At 66.6% G+C, this 17,298-nt stretch carries 13 protein-coding genes; 1 reads left to right on the top strand and 12 read right to left on the bottom strand.

Annotated features, from left to right (window positions below; translation table 11 throughout):
• The first annotated feature begins 255 nt into the window (after nucleotides 1-255).
• The gene (gene opgC, locus QZW52_RS04760) at nucleotides 256-1,488 is read left to right on the top strand and encodes an OpgC domain-containing protein (protein WP_293995859.1); all 1,233 of its coding nucleotides are present in this window, start codon (nucleotides 256-258) and stop codon (nucleotides 1,486-1,488) included.
• Nucleotides 1,489-1,505: 17 nt separating this feature from the next.
• Here the strand turns inward: opgC and QZW52_RS04755 are convergent, their stop codons facing one another.
• From QZW52_RS04755 to QZW52_RS04700, 12 genes are all read right to left on the bottom strand, one after another.
• The gene (locus QZW52_RS04755; protein ID WP_293995857.1) at nucleotides 1,506-2,336 is read right to left on the bottom strand and encodes a hypothetical protein; all 831 of its coding nucleotides are present in this window, start codon (nucleotides 2,334-2,336) and stop codon (nucleotides 1,506-1,508) included.
• A gap of 4 nt (nucleotides 2,337-2,340) precedes the next feature.
• Nucleotides 2,341-4,371: a DUF3131 domain-containing protein gene (locus QZW52_RS04750; protein WP_293995855.1), complete on the bottom strand. Its 2,031-nt coding sequence runs from the start codon at nucleotides 4,369-4,371 to the stop codon at nucleotides 2,341-2,343.
• Between the two features lie 24 nt (nucleotides 4,372-4,395).
• Nucleotides 4,396-5,838, bottom strand: coding sequence for a DUF3131 domain-containing protein (locus QZW52_RS04745; RefSeq protein WP_293995853.1), 1,443 nt, complete (start codon nucleotides 5,836-5,838; stop codon nucleotides 4,396-4,398).
• Nucleotides 5,781-7,343, bottom strand: a complete 1,563-nt coding sequence (locus QZW52_RS04740; protein ID WP_293995851.1) for a DUF3131 domain-containing protein — start codon at nucleotides 7,341-7,343, stop codon at nucleotides 5,781-5,783. The genes QZW52_RS04745 and QZW52_RS04740 overlap by 58 nt, the downstream gene beginning before the upstream one ends.
• A 41-nt stretch (nucleotides 7,344-7,384) precedes the next feature.
• Entirely contained in the window at nucleotides 7,385-8,701 is a 1,317-nt protein-coding gene (locus QZW52_RS04735; protein ID WP_293995849.1) for a DUF3131 domain-containing protein, read from the bottom strand.
• A 28-nt stretch (nucleotides 8,702-8,729) separates the two neighbouring features.
• Nucleotides 8,730-10,604 carry a glycosyltransferase gene (locus QZW52_RS04730; RefSeq protein WP_293995847.1) on the bottom strand — a complete coding sequence of 625 codons (1,875 nt, stop codon included), beginning with the start codon at nucleotides 10,602-10,604 and terminating at the stop codon, nucleotides 8,730-8,732.
• A gap of 64 nt (nucleotides 10,605-10,668) precedes the next feature.
• Nucleotides 10,669-11,145: an ATP-binding protein gene (locus tag QZW52_RS04725; protein WP_293995845.1), complete on the bottom strand. Its 477-nt coding sequence runs from the start codon at nucleotides 11,143-11,145 to the stop codon at nucleotides 10,669-10,671.
• A complete protein-coding gene (locus QZW52_RS04720; protein ID WP_293995843.1) occupies nucleotides 11,146-12,312 on the bottom strand; it encodes a nucleotidyltransferase family protein in 1,167 nt (388 codons plus the stop codon). It lies immediately after the preceding gene.
• 35 nt (nucleotides 12,313-12,347) lie between these two features.
• Nucleotides 12,348-12,668, bottom strand: coding sequence for an STAS domain-containing protein (locus QZW52_RS04715; protein WP_293995841.1), 321 nt, complete (start codon nucleotides 12,666-12,668; stop codon nucleotides 12,348-12,350).
• Between the two features lie 21 nt (nucleotides 12,669-12,689).
• Nucleotides 12,690-13,937, bottom strand: a complete 1,248-nt coding sequence (locus QZW52_RS04710) for a PP2C family protein-serine/threonine phosphatase (RefSeq protein WP_293995839.1) — start codon at nucleotides 13,935-13,937, stop codon at nucleotides 12,690-12,692.
• A gap of 37 nt (nucleotides 13,938-13,974) precedes the next feature.
• Entirely contained in the window at nucleotides 13,975-14,892 is a 918-nt protein-coding gene (locus QZW52_RS04705; RefSeq protein ID WP_293995837.1) for a hypothetical protein, read from the bottom strand.
• A complete protein-coding gene (locus QZW52_RS04700) occupies nucleotides 14,892-17,297 on the bottom strand; it encodes a glycogen/starch/alpha-glucan phosphorylase (protein WP_293995836.1) in 2,406 nt (801 codons plus the stop codon). The genes QZW52_RS04705 and QZW52_RS04700 overlap by 1 nt, the downstream gene beginning before the upstream one ends.
• Nucleotide 17,298: the final 1 nt, after the last annotated feature.

The following is a 17,298-nucleotide window of genomic DNA, read 5'->3' as shown; positions in this document are numbered from 1 at the left end:
GGAAGCAACGCAGTACGGCGGACCAGTTCATGCCGGTGTTCTGTCTCGGACGCTAGGGATGGGTGAATTGTTCGCGCTCCCGGCGTCTTGCACGGTGAAAACTGGCGCGCTAAGCCCGGCCTGTTCCGGGACTGCGGGGTCTGGCGTGGCATCAAGATGGTGCGCCAGATACCGATAACGGCATTGGTAATGGGTAATGGCAATGGCAATGGCAATCGGCCACACCTGGCCACGTCAACCGGACTCTGCTACGACATGATCTCTCTGAATCTGCCGGCCGCATCCGCCGGCCGCTCGCAAGGCTGGGCGTTTCCCGATTCACATGCGACGCGAGACCCCCGCCTGGACCTCCTGCGGGGTCTGGTCTTCGTGCTGCTGTTCGCCGTGCATTTCGATGTCTTCTCCGTGTTCACCTACCTGTCGTGGGAGCGCATCGGGGTGGTGTCGTCGGCCGAGACCTTCGTGGCCTTGGCGGGGATCGTGGTGGGCATCGTGTTCGGCCGCAAGATGCGGGCGGACGGGCTGCGTGCCTGTGTCCGGCCGATGCTGGCGCGGGCGTGGGATCTCTACAAGGCGAACCTGCTGGTGATCCTGCTGGTCGGGGCGCTGCGGTATCTGCCGGGTCTGGACATGGACTCGGTGACGACCTTCTCCGATCCCTACACGGGCGCCATCTACCCGCTCTATCCGCTGCTGTCCGAAGGGGCGTTCAAGCTGGTGCTGGACGCCACCTTGCTGCGCTGCGGGCCGCACCAGTTCCAGGTGATCGGCCTGTACGTGGTGCTGTTCCTGTTGTCGCCGCTGGTGCTGTACTGCATCGACCGGCGCAAGACACGCTGGCTGTCGGCGGCCAGCTTCGCGCTGTATGCCTACAACTTCTTCCTGCCGGAAACCGTCTCCGGCACGGCCGAGATCCGCCTGACGGGTGCGCAGTTCGAATATGCGTTCCCGCTCGCCGCCTGGCAGTTGCTCTATGTCCACGCCGTCATCGCGGGTGTGTTCAAGGAGCAGATCGTCGAATTCCTGTCGCGGCCGTCGTCGCGCTGGCTGGTCTGGCTCAGTGCGACCCTGGCGCTGGGGTTCATGGTGTTCACGCTCAACCACCCGATGGACAAGTTCCCCGAGTGGACACGGCTGCACCTGATCGGCAGCGCGCAATTCCTCGATCTCTACGGCCGCTTCTTCCTCAAGCACAACCTCGGGCCGGGCCGGCTGCTCAACGAGGTGGTGCTGTTCATCAGCCTGTTCGCGTTGCTGACCGTGTGCTGGCGGCCGATCGAGCGGGCGCTGGGCTGGTTCTTCATTCCGCTGGGCCGCGCATCGCTCTACGTCTTCACGGTCCACATCTTCCTGGTCCTGCTGGTGGACAACCTGCCGCTGGGCCATTCGGAGAACTTCGTGCTCAACAGCCTGCTGCACGCGGGCGTGCTGGCGGTGGTGTGGTGGTGCGTGAAGAAGGAGTGGCTGTTCCGCTGGGTGCCGCACTGACCGGCTTGACCGCTGGTTCAGGGCCGGTGCTGGAATTCGAGCACCGTGTTCCAGGCTGCGGTCTGGAGAAAGCGGGCGATCTCGGGGTCGATGCCGGCGGTGTAGCGGCTGCCCACGGGCGACAGACCGGTGAGGGTGGCGAAGACGGTGCAGGCGGCGAGGTAGGTGCCGCGCATCGTCGGGTGGCGCAGGTCGGGCTGGTGCAGGCGGATGTCCGGCCGCTCCGCGAGCGCGCGGGCAAAGGCCAGTCCGGCCGGGATGACCTGCGCACCCAGGGTGTGGCCGGCGGCAACGTACTCGCGTTCCAGTACCTCCGTCATTTCCGGGCGATCCTGGTAAGCCCACGACATGAACAGCACCGGCTGCGCACCGTATTCCCGCACCACGCCCACCTGCCGCGCCATGTCGGCGTGGAAGCCCTCGCGCAGCGCGGGGTGGGTGGCGCACTGGCTGCAGTCCATCAGCAGGACCGAATCGAAGCGGCGCCCTTGCGGCGTGAAGACCACACCGTTGGACTCGTCGAAGCGGAAGGTGCCGAGCGCGCCGGGGCGCAGATAGGCGTGCAGATCGTGCCAGCCGATGCCGGCGCCGCTGATCGTGGCCGAGATGGCCTGGTAGGGCTGTGCGCGGCCACTGGCCTGCATCAGCGCCTCTACATGGCTGTGCATGCTGTTGTTGGAGTAGAAAAAGCTGTTGCCAACCCACAGCGCCGAGGTGGTGATGGCGGATCGGGTTGGCGCTGGCGCTGGCATTTGCGCCTGCACCTGCGCTCCACCAAGGCCCATCCCGAAGCCCAGCGTCAACAGGGGCAACAAGCACAAGCGCGGAGCACGGGCAAAGGTCTTCATGGGGTCACGGTGTGGTGGGGGATTGCAGGCCCGGGCAGCGGTGGTCCACGGGGTTGTCCACCCGCAGGACCGGGACACCGCCGCGCAGCGTGTGGTGCAGCGCCAGCAGGACGCTGGCGTTGGTGTCGAGTGTCAGCGCCCGGTTGAGTTCGCCCGACAGGTAGCGCCCGCCGTGCAGGCCATGGTCCGAGGGTTCGGTCTGGTCGGCCAGGGTGCGGGCGGATTGCGTGGCCGGCGCCGTGTCGATGGCCGACCAGAGGTAGGCGGACTTGGTGCTGAAGGTGGCCAGCGCGGGGTAGGGCTGCTGGTCGAACCCCGTGACCTTCCAGGCGTCTGCCACGGGCGTCAACTGTCCCTGCACGAACCAGGGTGGCCGGTCGAGCAACTCGTCGGCGACCATGACGGGTTGTCCGCGCCGTGCAGCCAGTTGGTGCTGGGCGACCAGGGCCGCGCGCGCCGCCGCCTCGAAGCAGCCGTCCAGCCCGCCGAACTCGATGATGCCGCGGGCGAAGACCTCGGGCGAGACCGTGCCGCCTTCGCGACGGTCTTCGGGAAACCGCACGCCGTCCGCCTTGCGCAGCAGCACATCGTCATAGCCGAACATCTGCGGCAGCACGACGCCCCACAGCGACAGTGCCGCCGCCGTCACCTGCTGGCGCCCCAGCCGCAGGTCGCGCTGCAGCAGTTCGCGCTCGCCCGTGTGCAGCACGCTGTGCAGTTGGCCCGCCGCCACCAACCGCTGCAGCCGCAGGCGGCCCACGACCGATTCGACTGCGGGGGCGAGGTCCGGCGTCGTCTGCGCCAGCACCTTCAGCCACAGCAGCAAGCGCCCGATGTCCTCGGCCGACCAGCCGCTGCCGATGGCCGAGCTGCGGGCAGAGAGGTCCAGCATCCGGCCAGTGCGGCTGTCGTACTCGCGGTTGAAGAGTTCCTGGTGGTAGAGCGGCAGCCCGCCCAGGGTGTTGAGCAACTGCCGCATGTCGGTCAGGAAGTCCTCCCGCTCGACGAACTGCAGCGCCAGTGCCGACAGGTAGGCGCTCACCGTCATGGCGATGTCGGCCCCCGAGGTCACGGGGTAGGCGTCCTTGCCGTTGACCAGCCCGGTGGTCGATTGCCGGTTGACCTGCACATAGCGCCAGGCGAGCAGGGCAGTGGCCCGCTCGGCCGGCGTCAGGCTGCGGGCGGCGCCGGCGCGGGGCTGGAACTGCCGGGGCAGCCGCACCGACTGCAAGGCCAGCGCCGACCCTGCGGCCGGCGGCGTGTCCATCTGGGCGGATTGCACGGCGACCGCCGTGCGCGGCATCCACGAAGGTGCCGGCCCGGCCGCCGTTGCCGGTGGCGCGGGCACTGGTGCGGGTGCGGGCACCGCGCCCGGTCCCGTGGCCACCCGCGGCTCGCGGGCGACGCCGCTCGGCCGTGGTGCGTCGGTGTGGTTCACGCTGTAGCGCGGCTCGGGGCGGGCGATCTCCTCGGCCGATGTCGGGCGGCCCGCGCCGGCCATGTACTGCGGCGTGATGTTGCTGAGATCGGTGGAGCCGTTGCGGGGTTCGACCAGGCCGGTGCGGGGTCCGGTGTAGGTCAGGATCTCGACCCGCTTCACCAGGTCCATGAGCATCTGCTCGTCCGCGCTCAGCGAGGGGGCGGACGTGGCGCCGCTCTGGGCCAGTTGGCGCTCCAGCGTTTTCCAGCGGGTGCGCAGCGACTCTCGGTCCTGCTCCCAGGCTCCGCCGGATTCGAGGTATTGCCGGATCGCATCCGACCAGCTCACGTAGGCGCGGGCATCTCCCGCCCGCTCGTAGGCGATGGTGGCCAGTACATGGGCGTAGGCGGATTCCCGCAGTCCGGCCGCTGTGCGCCGCTGGGTGGATTCCTCGGCGGCGCGCAGCCACGCCTCGGCCGCCAGCACGGGTTTGTTGTCGCGCAGGTGGACCCAGCCGGGTTGTGCCGATTTGGGAAATGCCTGGGCCAGTGCGCCCACGCTGGCGCAGGTCAGCAGGCAGGCGCTCAGCACCTCCAGGAGAGGCTTGCGTTTCACTTGCATTTCATGGGCGAGGTCGCATCAGCGCAGGAAGGAGCGGCCGTCGGTCGTGGTCGGTGCCTTGCACACCGGGCGCTCCACCGGGAAACAGTGCTGCGGCCGGGCGAACTGGTTGCCCAGGGTGTAGCCGAAGTAGCCGATCTGCGATTGCTTCGGGTACTGGCGGCCCTGCGCCTTGTACAGCAGCGCCTGCAGCACGAACGCATTGGTGGACAGCGTCAGCAGATCCTCGTAGCCCCCGGAGGCTTCGTAGCGGCCCTCGAACCAGCCCTTGTCATTCTTGTGCAGGGCTTCGACCGACAGCAGGAGCCGGTCGGTGTAGGCGTTGCGCGCCAGGGCCCACATGCCGAACACCGCCTTGGTCGCCACGAGCGACATGCCCTCGACCTGGCGGCCCTGGTCCGACAGGGTGTTCCACGCATAGCCGGAGGCGAACACGGTGTCGTAGACGAAGAACGGCGGCTTCTGCACCGGGTGGTCGGTGCGGGCGGTGAGGATGCCCTGCTTCTGGTAGCGCAGTTCCTGGATGCGGAAGATGTCTTCGGTGAGCTTCTGCAGCGTGTCGCTTTCCTGCCGGTTGCCGAGCAACTTCGGATCGCGCGGGTATTCCCAGCCGAACTCGATGCCCAGCAGGACATACGGCATCGTCACCACGGGCGCGATTTCTCCGGTCACGCGGTCGTCGCGGGCATCGACCTGGAGCTTGACGCCCATCACGTCGATCGCTTCCCACGGCGCCGTCACGGCCGATTTGCGCGTCTCGAAGCCCCAGGCGGCAAAGCCGGCGCTGGCGTACTGGAGGTAGCCGAGGCGGCCTTCCTGGGCGGGAGAGGTGCGCCCTTCCTTGCTGCCGGCGCCGAACAGCACGCCGCAGTCGTCGATGACCGGGCAGAAATTCCAGCGCAGCACCACCTTGTCGAAGTATTCGCGCAGGTGCGGGTAACGCTGGCCGGCGATCTTCATCCACGTCAGCAGCCGGCCGATCTCGATGGCCGACCAGCCGATGTCGGCCGGCTGGTTCGCGAAGTTGACCATCAGGCCGTTCTGGGTGTTGTAGACCCGGTTGGGCAGCGACAGGTTCGACAGCGGCATGTTGTTCAGGAAGTCCAGCAGCTTGGACACCCGCCGGTCGAACTCCAGCAGATCGATCAATCCCAACTGGTTGGCGGCCACCAGCGCGGCCAGGTAGTCGCCGATCTGCCAGACGGTCGTGGTGGGCACCTTGTCCACCGAGTTCACCAGCCCGGTGGCGGGCACGGTGTTGTTGTCGATGTACTTCCAGGCGGTTTTTGCCCAGTCCAGCTCCTTGGGCGTGAGCTTGCCCGAGCGGCCGACATGGCCGATCTGGAGCACCTCCTGCGTTGCGCGATCGACACCGCGCGCGACCACGCCGCAGCCGGTGCTGGTCAGCGCGGCCGCACCTGCCAGGACGGTGAGTAGTCTTTGAAGCGTTGGTCTTCGCATGTGATGCAACTCTCGGCAGTGTCCGGTGCGCGCCCCAGTGCCTTGAGGATGTTGGTGGGGCCGAAGATCCGGGGCAGCAGCGATCCTCTGCTCGGGTCCGATAACTGGCTGCCACGGCGCACGAAGATCGGGCGCGCGAGGCTGTTCTCGGCGAAGGGATCGGCGTTGGTGGATTCCCACAGCCCCCCATCGACCTTGCCCCATTTCAACAGCTTGCCCTGCACCTTGAAGAGCAGAGCTGCCAGCATGATTCCGTTGTTGTTCGCGGTTTGCGTCTTGATCGGGCCGGTGCCGTTCTCGAAGATGCCCTCGTAATAGCCCTTCTTGGGGTCATACGCGTCCACGATGGCGTCGAACAGGAGGTCGGTGTAGGGCGACTGCCAGATCGCCCACATGCCCAGCGCCGCCTTGAGCGAGATGGCCGACATCTCGGGGACATGCGTGCCGGTGTCGGTGATGGTGTTCCAGGCGTAGCCGGTGCTGTAGACGGTGTCGTAGACGAAGTAGGGCGCGCGGTCGAGCTGGTGTTCGGAGCGGGCGGTCAGGATGCCGGCCTCGCGGAACCGGTTTTCCTGGGCCTGGTAGACGCGGTGGGCGAAGTTTTCCATCCACCGCTGCGAGTGCTCGTTGTCGGCGGTGCTGCGGTCGTAGGGGTGGTCCCAGTTCAGCTCGATCCCGTCGAGCACATAGCTCTCGGAGACGACGTAGTTGTGCTGCGAGAACATGCGCGGGTCGCGCACGTCGTAGGGCACCTTGACGCCATAGATGTGGATCATGTTGAACGGCTCGGGCATCGAGGCCCGCGTCGTGTTGAACCCCCAGAGCTGGAAGCCCTTGGATGCGTACTCCTCGTAGCCCAGGCGGCCTTCCTGCAGGTACTCGGTCTTCTTGTCCTTGTTGACGCTGGCGCCGAACAGCGTGCCGTACTTGTCCACGGTGTTGGCGAAGTTCCAGCGCATCACCACGCGGTCGATGGCGTTGCCGTGTTCCGGGTAGCGTTCCTTGATGATCTTGAACCAGAGCAGCAGCCGGCCGATGTCCAGCGCCGAGAAGCCGATCTCGCCGGGGTTGTTGCCGTAATCCACCTTCTTGGCCGTCTTGGTGTGGTAGGCCTTGTTCGGCATCTCGCTGCGGAACAGCTCCATCGTCGTGAAGGTCCGCAGCAAGGCCACCAGCCACTTGTCGAACTGGCTCTTCTCGATGAGTTCCAGTTCGCGCGCAGCCACCAGCGCGCCCAGGTAGGACGCCGTGTCCCACATCGTGGTCGATGGATACTCGTTGACGGCGTTCACCAGCCCCGTCTCGGGCTGGTAGTTGTTCTCGAAGAAGGACCAGGCCATCTTGGCCATTTCCATCTCGCGTTTGGTGAGCGGGCCGCGGCGGTGGGGATAAGACCACGCGGGCAGCGGACTCATGTCCACCACGCCGATCGGGAAGTTGGCCGTGGCCGGCGCTCCAGTGCCGCAGGCCAGCACGACAGCAGCGGTGATTGCAAACTTGTTCATGGCGTGTTTCCCGGTGCAATGACCCATTACCAATTACCCCATTACCGATAGCGGATGAACGAACCCTTGCGGATGAAGGCGAGGCTTTCGAGGATCACCGCGTTGGTGTTGCCGTTGACGGACTTGTTGGTCTTGCCCGATTCCTCGTAGCGGCCGGCGAACCAGCCACGCTCCGGGTCGCTCAGGTCCGCGACCCCGTCGATCAACTGGCGGGTGTAGGGCGTGTCGAACAGCGCGTACCAGCCGAACGCCGCCTTGACGCTCAGCGAGCGGAAGGCCGAGGCGTCTTCGCCGGACTCGGTGATCGCGTTCCAGGTCTTGCCGTCGGAAAACACCGTGTTGTAGATGAAGTACGGTTTCTGGTCGAGGTGGTCCTCGGTGACGGCGGTGAGCTTGCCGGTGCGCTCGTGGCGGCGCTGCTGGGCGGAGTACACGCGCCAGGCCAGCTCGCGCGAGGCGCTGTCCCAGCCGAACTCCAGACCGTCGAGCACATAGGGTTCGCTGATGACGAAGTTCTGCGCGCCGAACACGCTCGGGATGCGCCGGTCGTGGGCCACGCGCACGCCGTAGACATCGACGTACGCGATCTGGCGGGCGTAGTTGTAGGAGGTGGTGACATCCTGGCCCATCAGCGAGAAGGTCTTGGCGGCGTACTGCTCGTAGCCCAGCCGGCCTTCCTGCACCAGCTCGGTCTTGCCGGCCTTGTCCACGCGGGCACCCAGCATCTCGCCGTTGCGCGACAGGTGGGTGGTGTCCCAGCGGCCGATGACCTTGCGGGCGGCTTCGGTGTGCTGCGGGTACTGCCAGACCAGCGCGTTCAGCGGCACCAGCAACCGGCCCAGGTCGATCGCCGACCAGCCCACGCCGCGCTCGGTCGGGTTGTTGGCGTAGTCGGTCATGCGCAGCGTCTGGGTGTTGTACGCCTTGTTGGGCAACTGCTTGTCGAACAGCGGCAGCGTGCCCAGCGAGGTCAGCGCCTTGCCGATGCGCTGGTCGAACTCCGCCGTGTCGATCAGGTCGAGCTGGCGCGCCGAGAGCACGGCCAGCAGGTAGGAGCCCACGTCCCACATCGTCGCCGATGGGTAGTTCTCGACCGAGCCGGGCAGGCCGCTGGTGGGGTCGGTGTTCTTCTGGAAGTATTTCCAGGCCGTGCGCGCCCAGGTCCGCTCGCGGTCGGTGAGTTCGCGGGCCGTGCGTGTCTTGGCCCGGTCTGGGCTGGCCGGGATGGTGGCGCCGGCCGGGCTGATGGCCCAGCCACTGCGGAATTCGATCCACGCCACGGCGCTGAAGGCGACCGTCAGGCTGAGGATGAAGACCAGGTAGCTGCGGGCCTTGACGAGGTTGTCTGGGAGGCTCATGGGGTTGCTCGCTCTCGGGGAGTAAGGGTCACTGTGGCGCGACGAGGACCGGTGCGGGTCGGGTGCGTCCGGCGTCGGTCGGGGTGTCGGACTGCGGGGCTTCCTGCGGTTCGTCCTCAGGCTTCCACAGGGCGGCGCGGATCATGGGCAACATGCACATGACGTTGTTCAGTCCCCAGAAGGTGTTCACGATGAAGCTCGGAGTCTCGTCCAGCCGCCCTGCGCCGAAGACGCGATATGCGCTGTAAACGATGCCCAGAAGCGTCAGCGCCACGACCGTGATCTGGGGGGTCACCAGGTGGAGAAAACTGCCCTCCTGCCGGTCTTTCGGGGTCACGGGAAACTTGACCTTTTCCCCCTTGAGCACCGTCCACAAGGCGCGGAAATTGATGGAGAAGAACGACAGGTAGGACGCCTTGCCGTCCCAGGCATTGGTGCCCCAGGTGCCGAACATGAAGGCCAGCTCGGACAGCAGGATGAAGGGCAGGAAGTGGGCGTAGAAGTCGTTGGAGTAGGCCGCCACCGGCGACACCGACGTGAACATGGCGACGATCGGGGCCACCAGGAACACGATGTTCCACACGCAGCCCAGGTAGGACCAGAACGTGCTCAGGTACATCACGCGCTGCAGCGGCGTCATGCGGCCTTTGAACAGCGGGTTGTCGTGCAGCATGATGTCCAGCGTGCCGCCGGCGTACTTGAACCGCTGGACGGCCCAGGACAGCAGATCCTGCGGCGACAGCATCTTCGACTCGATGCGCGGGTGCATGACCGATTTCCAGCGCCGCTCCGGGTCGTTGTGCAGCACGATCGAGGTGTAGATGTCCTCGGAGACGTGGAACTTGTAGGGCGTGAACTCGGTTTCCAGCACCATCTGGCCGCGCAGCGCGTCCTGGAAGTCCTCGCGGGTCTGGTGGTCCTGGATGTCCACCGACAGGCGCTTGACCTCGCTGTCGATGGCGCTGGCGTAGGCCCGCAGCGCCGCCTGCATCACCGCTTCGCGCCGGTGGATGCTCGCTGCGCCGCAGCAGAACGCCGCATTGGCCGCGTTGCGCCGGCGCATGATGATGTCGTAGAACATCTGCGGCTCGCTCACGAAGGGGTCGCGGCCGATGTGGACCGGCCCGGCCACACCCTCCACCAGCCGGCCGAGCCAGCGCCCTGGCGTGCCGACGTGCCGCGCCAGCCAGTCGGGCAGCGGGCGGCCCTGCGGCAGGTCGAAGAACCACTGCGGCGTCTGCACCCAGGCCACGTCCGGATCGCGGAAGTAGCCCAGCGTGTTTTCCAGGATGCTCGGGAAGAGTCGGGTGTCGGAGTCGCAGATGACGATGAAATCGCCCCCCGTCTGCTCCATGGCGTTGCGCAGGTTGCCGGCCTTGAAGCCGACGTTGTTGGTGCGGCTGATGTACCGGACCTGCTCGTGGTCGCAGATGGCGCGCATCGTGTCGCGCCGACCGTCGTCGAGCACATGGATACGCAGGTCGATCGGGTGCGGATAGCGCACCGCCTTGGCATCCCGGATGGTCAGCCGCACCAGCTCCTCGTCCTCGTTGTAGGTCGTGATGAACACGTCCACCGAGACCGGGCGCTCCGGCATCTCCTCCTGGTCCACGCACTGGCGGATGCTGTCCGGCGCCGGGCGCATCGGGTAGTCGCGCGTCTGCCAGAGGTTGACCGTGAACAGGATCAGACCGATGTAGGCCAGCGTCTCGGCCACCGCCAGCGGCACGGCGAACCACAGCGCGTCCGCATTCAGCGAGACGCTCCAGCGCCAGTGGATGTAGCTGGCGCCGAACACCAGCGCGATCACCGCCAGGAATTGCCAGACCAGCTCGATGCCCGGTCGATACGGCACAGGCTCGGGCGGCTTGCGGCTTTCGAAGGGTTCGAAGTAAAACGCCATGATGGTTCTCGGGTAGGGGCGGGATGCGTGGTGGCCGGCGGGCGGGCGGGTCCGCCGCAGAGCTTCAGTCCGTGGAGGGCGGGATGTCCTTGACGAGGTGCAGGTGGTTGCCTGTGCCGTTGGCCACGTAGTCGAGCTGGTCGAAGCAGCCCCGGATGAGCGCCAGACCCATGCCCCCTTCGGGGATGTTGTCGAGGTCGTCCGGGTCGAAATCGAACACCGATCCATCGGCCTGGGCGAGCAGGTCGGTCGGGATCGGGCTGCCCTGGTCGTGGACGGACAAGTGCCACTGCGCCGCCGTGGCCTGGCAGGTCATGGCAATGCGGCCCCGCCCGTTGTCCCCGTAGCCGTGCCGGACCACGTTGGTCAGCACTTCGGTCATGCCCAGGTCGATTTCGGCCGCCCAGGTGACGCCCCCGCGTGCGATGGCCAGGGCGTTCAGCTCGGCACACAGCCGCGAGACATCGTCCAGCGTCGCGGGGATGTCGGCGTCCAGGAACGTGTGGCCGTGTGGGGTTGGGGTCGGTGTGCTGTGCTGCATTCAACCTGCGGCGAGCGCCGCCTCGTACATGGCCGTGCGCAGATCGGCGTGCGCGGGGTGTTCGGCGGAGGGCGTGCGGGCATCGCCCAGCACCCAGCGCATGTCGGTATCGACCAGGTCCACCGCCTGCCCGCTCGGCTCGATGAACTTGCCGGCAAAGACGATGCGCTCGTCGAGCAGCGCGCCCTCGGTGACGCGGGTGTAGTCGCCCAGGATGCCGCCGCGGATGCGTACACCGGCCTGCAGCACGCAGTTGGCGCCGATCATGGCCGGCCCCTCGATGTGGACGCCCGCGCCGATCCGGGTGCCGCTGCCCAGGTAGACCGGCCCCTGGATCGTGGCGTCCGCGGCGATCGTCACGCCCAGTCCGGCGAACACGCCCGGCCGGATTTCGCGGCCCGGCACCTTCAGGCCCTGCACGCGGCCCTCCAGGATCAGGCGCGTGGCGTTCCAGAAGTCGTGTACGCAGCCGATGTCCACCCACTCGAAGGGCAGGCTGATGGCGCACACCTTCTCGCCCGCGGCGATCAGGCGCGGGAAGAGCTGCGAGCCGATGTCGTATTCGGTGCCAGCGGGGATGTGGTCGAAGACCCGCGGCTCGAACAGGTAGATGCCGGTGTTGATCGTGTTCGACGCCGCCTCGGCCACCTTGGGTTTTTCCTGGAAGCGCAGCACGCGGCCTTGCGTGTCGGTCACGACGACCCCGTACTTGCTGACCTCCTCGCGCGGCACCGGCTTGGTCACGATCGTGGCGATTGCGCCGCTGGCCCGGTGAAAGCGCAGCACCTCGGTGAGGTCCACGTCGATCAGCGCGTCCCCGCACAGCACGGCAAACGTGTCGTCGAAGAAGCCGCAGTGGTCCTGGATGCGGCGCATTCCGCCAGCCGAACCCAGCGGTTGGTCCAGGAACTCGCCGTCCACCAGCTTGCCCTCGTAGGAGTAGGCGATCGACACGCCGAACCGGTCGCCGTCCCGGAAGTAGTCCTCGATCGCGTGCGACAGGTAGCTGGTGTTGATGTAGATCTCGTCGAAGGCGTGCCGGTGCAGGTGGTCGATGATCGCCTCCATGATCGGCTTGCGGATCAGCGGGATCATCGGTTTGGGTAGCACGTTCGTCAGCGGACGCACGCGCGTGCCCTTGCCGGCAGCGAGAATCATGGCTTTCATGGCGAAAACTCCGGTAGGGCTGGGGCGTGCGCGGATCAGGCGGTGGCGGCTGCCGGCTCGATCGTGAAGACGCGGTCCATGCGGGTCAGCTTGAACAGGCCCAGCACGGTCGGCGAAGCCCCCCGGATGACGATGCTGCCCTGGCCGTTGAGCGCCTTGAGGATGGACACCAGCGTGCCCAGGCCACTGGAGTCGATCAGCTTGACCGCGCTCATGTCGAGCACGATGCGGCGCGCGCCGGCATTGACGATCTCCATCATGTCGGCCTTGAACTGCGGCGCGAACGAGGCATCCAGGCGGGTCGTGTGGACGGCCACGAGCGTGTCGGCGCCAGAGTGGGAAATGTCGAGTTGCATGAGAAGGTCTCCAGTCGGGGATCACACAGCCGGCGTCGGGCCGGCACCGTAGGCATGGGTGCGTTCGATGAGGAGCATCGACACGTCGTCCTTGAAGGCATCGCTGTCACTGCCGCTCCACTGGCGCATTGCCTCGCGGAAGGCGTGGACCAGCGCGTCCAGCGGGTCGTGCTGGTGCGCCGAGAGGAAGGCCGCCAGCCGCTCGACGCCGTACTCGACTTCCGCGGGCGACTCGCATTCCGTCACCCCGTCCGAGTACAGGCACAGGCGGTCGCCCGGCGCGAGCCGGCAGTGCAGGTGGTGGTAATCGGCGAAGTCGAACAGGCCCACCGGCATGTCGCCTTCCTCGTCGAGGATCTCGGTCGTGCCATCGGCGCGGACGATCACCGGCACCGTGTGGCCGGCGCGCACCATCACGGTCTCGCCCGTGCGCTCGTCCAGCACGCCGTAGATGCAGGTCAGGTAGTTCGACCCCAGCTCCAGGCTGGTCATCTGGCGGTTGAGGGCGACCAGCGCCTGGGCCGGAGGGGTGATCTGCGTCTGGCCGTCGGGTCCGGGACGGCGCAGCACGCACCCGCTGGAGCGCGGATCCAGACTCTGCGTCATCAGCATGCCCACCATCGCGGCGGCGACCCCGTGGCCGGCCACATCGACGTTGTAGAAACCGATGTGGGACTCGTCCAGGCGGAACCCGTTGATGGCGTCGCCCGACACGCGCGAGGACGGCAGGAACAGCCACGCCATGCGGCTGCGCTGCGAGTCGAGCGCGGCGCGGGGCAGCATGGCTTTCTGGAACTCGCCCGCGGCGTGGATGTCGGCGTTGATGTGGGCCAGCGCGTCGTGGAGCTGCCGGTTGCGCACGTTCAACGAACTCTGCAGTTCGAGCAGGCGCTGCCCGCCACGGATGCGCACCGCCATCTCGTCGAAGTCCAGCGGCTTGCGCAGGAAATCGTCCGCCCCGGCCGACAGCCCCGCCAGCAGATCCTCCCGCGCATCGCGGCTGGACATGAGGATGAAGTAGACATAGGGCAGATCGGTGCGGCTGCGCAGCGTGCGGCAGAGCTGGGTGCCGTCCATGCCGTCCATCACCCAGTCGCTGATCACCATGTCCACCGGCTGCTCGGCCAGGGTCTGCAGGGCGGCCAGACCGTCGCGTGCCTCCACGACCTGGTGGCCGAGCTTTTCCACCTTGCGCCGGACGATGAGCCGCTGCATGTCCTGGTCATCGACCACGAGGATGCGCAGGGGGCTGGTATCGGCGAGTTGCATAGTCAATGTCGGTATCGGTGTGGTGTCGGTGTCGGTGTCAGAGCCAGTTGCCGCTGGTGCTCAGCGTGAACGATCCATCCTTGAATCGACCGGTGCCAGGGACTTTCGTGTGCCACGGGAACCGGTTGCCGGAATAGTTGTTGTACTGAAAACTCCAGCTCCCGGGGTGCCAGTCGAAGTATCCGAACCCGTAGGTGAAATCGCCGTCCCAGGGCTGCTGCTGTTCTTTCGACACAAACTTGGCCAAACTGAAATTGAAATACCAGTTGCTGGGCAACGCATACTTGCAGCCCAGGGTCATGGTTTTCTTGTTGTTCTGGACGCTGTTGGTGGCGAGGTCGGTGTAATGGGGCGACACGTTCAGGCCGACCGAGCAGCCGACGGCGTCCTCCTCGTCCAGCGCCAGCAGCGGATGCAGCAACTTCGGCAGCGGGAACTTGAACGACACGTTCAGGCCGCCCGACATGAAATCGGTCCTGCGCTCCTTCTTCGTGGCGTCGGGCTGGAACCGGTTGCCGCCGTTGTTCGAATACTGGGCGCTGAAGGTGTAGGGGTGCCAGTCGTCATACCCGAAGGAATACGTGAAGTCCGGGTTCCAGGGTTTCTGGATGTCCGGCTGCAGGTATTTCATGAGGTTCACGTTGAGGAACCACGAGGTCAGCGGCACATACTTCAAGCCAAACTGGACGGTCGAGGACTTTGCCGGCCCGCCGCCGAGGTTCAGCGTCGAGTTGTCGGCCGGCAGATCGAACGCCAGGCGGTAGCTCAGGCTTTCCTCCGCGCTGCCGTCGATCAATCGGCCCAGCGGGGTCGAGAACGAGCTGTAGACGCCTTTCCAGACCTCGTTTTCCGAGTCGGGTTCGGCGCTGGCGATCGACGGCACCAGGACCGAGCCGATCAGCAGACAGCCGGCGAGAGGTTGGCGGAGCAGGGACAGGGTCGGGACGTGTTTCATCAGACTCTCCAGATGTCACGGGCGTATTCGCGGATCGTGCGGTCGCTGGAAAACTGCCCCATGCGCGCGATGTTCAGCAGTGCCTTGCGGTGCCAGGCGGCCGGGTGGCGGAAATCGGCCGAGATCCGCTCCTGGGCCTGCACGTAGGCAGCGAAGTCGGCCAGCACGAAGAAGGTGTCGTGGTACAGCAAGCTGTCCACGATCGGCTGGAACTGCCCCGCGTGCCGCCCGAAGCGGCCATCCACCAGCGCATCGAGCACCCGCCGGATCGCCGGGGATTGTTCGTAGAGCGCGCGCGGCTGGTAGCCCTGGCGTTGGCGCGCTTCGACCTCCTCGGCGCGCAGGCCGAAGATGTAGAGGTGTTCCGGCCCGATCTGCTCGGCCATCTCGATGTTGGCGCCGTCCCAGGTGCCCACCGTGAGCGCGCCGTTCATGGCGAACTTCATGTTGCCGGTGCCCGAGGCTTCGAGTCCGGCGGTGGAGATCTGTTCGCTGACATCGGCGGCCGGGATCAGCCACTCGGCCACCGAGACCTTGTAGTCCGGCACGAACACCACCGACAGCCGGCCATCGGCTCGCCGGTCGCGGCCGATGGTGGTGGCGACGGCGTTGATCAGGTGGATGATCCGCTTGGCCATGTCGTAGCCGGGGGCGGCCTTGCCAGCGAAGATGTGCGTGCGGGGGGTGATGTCCGCGCCGTCCTCCACCACGCGCAGGTAGAGGTGGACGACGTGCAGCAGGTTGAGCAACTGGCGCTTGTATTCGTGCATCCGCTTGCTCTGCACATCGAACAGCGTCTGCACGTCCACCGCCCGGTGCTGCCCCTTGGCGACTTCGCGCACCAGCCGGAGCTTGTTGTCGTGCTTGATGCGGGCGATGCGCTCGACGAAGGCGGTGTCGTCCAGGTGCGCCTCCAGCCCGCGCAGTTGGTCGAGGTCCGTGACCCAGCCCGTGCCCAGCGTTTCGTTGAGCAGCGCGGCCAGACCCGGATTGGCCTGGTTGATCCAGCGACGCGGGGTCACGCCGTTGGTCTTGTTGTTGAATTTCTCGGGCCAGAGCTGGTGGAAGCGCGGCACCAGGTGGCTCTTGACCAACTGCGTGTGCAGCGCCGCGACGCCGTTGACCGAGTGGCTGCCGACGATCGCCAGGTGGGCCATGCGGACCTTGCGGTGCGGGCCTTCCTCGATCAGCGACAGCTCGGCGGCGGCCACATCGTCGCCGGGCCAGCGTGCCTGCACCACCGCCAGGAAGCGGCGGTTGATCTCGTAGATGAGCTGCAGGTGCCGCGGCAGCACCCGCTCGAACAGCGCCACGGACCACTTCTCCAGGGCTTCCGGCATCAGCGTGTGGTTGGTGTAGGCGAGCGTGCCGGTCGTCAGTGCCCAGGCGCCGTCCCAGGGCAGGCGGCGCTCGTCCACCAGGATCCGCATCAGCTCGGCCACCGCCAGCGCCGGGTGCGTGTCGTTCATCTGGACCGCCACCCACCGGGGCAGCTCGTCGATCGGATGGCCTTCCAGATCGAAGGTGCGCAGCGCATCCCGCAGCGCGCAGGCCACCAGGAAATACTCCTGCACCAGCCGCAGCTCGCGGCCCGCATCGACCGCATCCGTCGGATAGAGCACCTTGGAGATGGTCTCGGAGGCCACCTTCTGCTCGACCGCCTTGATGAAGTCGCCCGAGTTGAAGATCTGCATGTCGAAGGACTCGGAGCTGCGCGCCGCGTAGAGCCGCAGCGTGTTCACCGTGTGTCCGCCGTGGCCGACGATGGGCATGTCGCAGGGCATGCCCACCACCGTGGTCCAGCCCATCCACATCGGCAGGTAGTCGCCGTCCGGGCCTTGCAGGTGCTCGATGTGGCCGTAGACGGGAATCTGGTGGGCCTCGGCATGGCGCTCGATCAGCCAGGGCGAGCTGTCGGCGTTCCAGTTGTCGGGGCGCTCGCGCTGCTGGCCATCGACGAGTTCCTGGCGGAACAGGCCGTAGTCGTAGCGGATGCCGCAGCCCGTGCCCGCGATGCCCAGCGTGGCCATCGAGTCGATGAAACACGCCGCCAGCCGACCCAGACCGCCGTTGCCCAGCGCAGCGTCCGGTTCGTGCGCGGCCAGCTCGTCGAGGTTGCGCCCGAGGCTGTCCAGCGCCGCGCCGCAACCCGAGTGCGAACCGAGGTTGAGCGCGTTGTTGATCAGCGACTGGCCGATCAGGAATTCCATCGACAGGTAGTACACGCGCTTGGTCGGCTGCTGCGCACGGGACTGGCGGGTCTGCCGCTCCCGGTCCACCAGCTCCTGGCGCAGCGCAAGGCTCATGGCGCGGAACACGTCGTAGTGGTCGGCCGCTTCGGGGCTGGTGCCCACGGCGTACCGCAGTTCGCGTTCCAGGTTGAGAGCGATGTCGCTGGCGTTCATG

This window comes from Sphaerotilus sp. (genome assembly GCF_013299175.1).
Lineage (GTDB): Bacteria > Pseudomonadota > Gammaproteobacteria > Burkholderiales > Burkholderiaceae_C > Sphaerotilus.
This window is presented reverse-complemented; position numbering and strand designations above follow the sequence as displayed.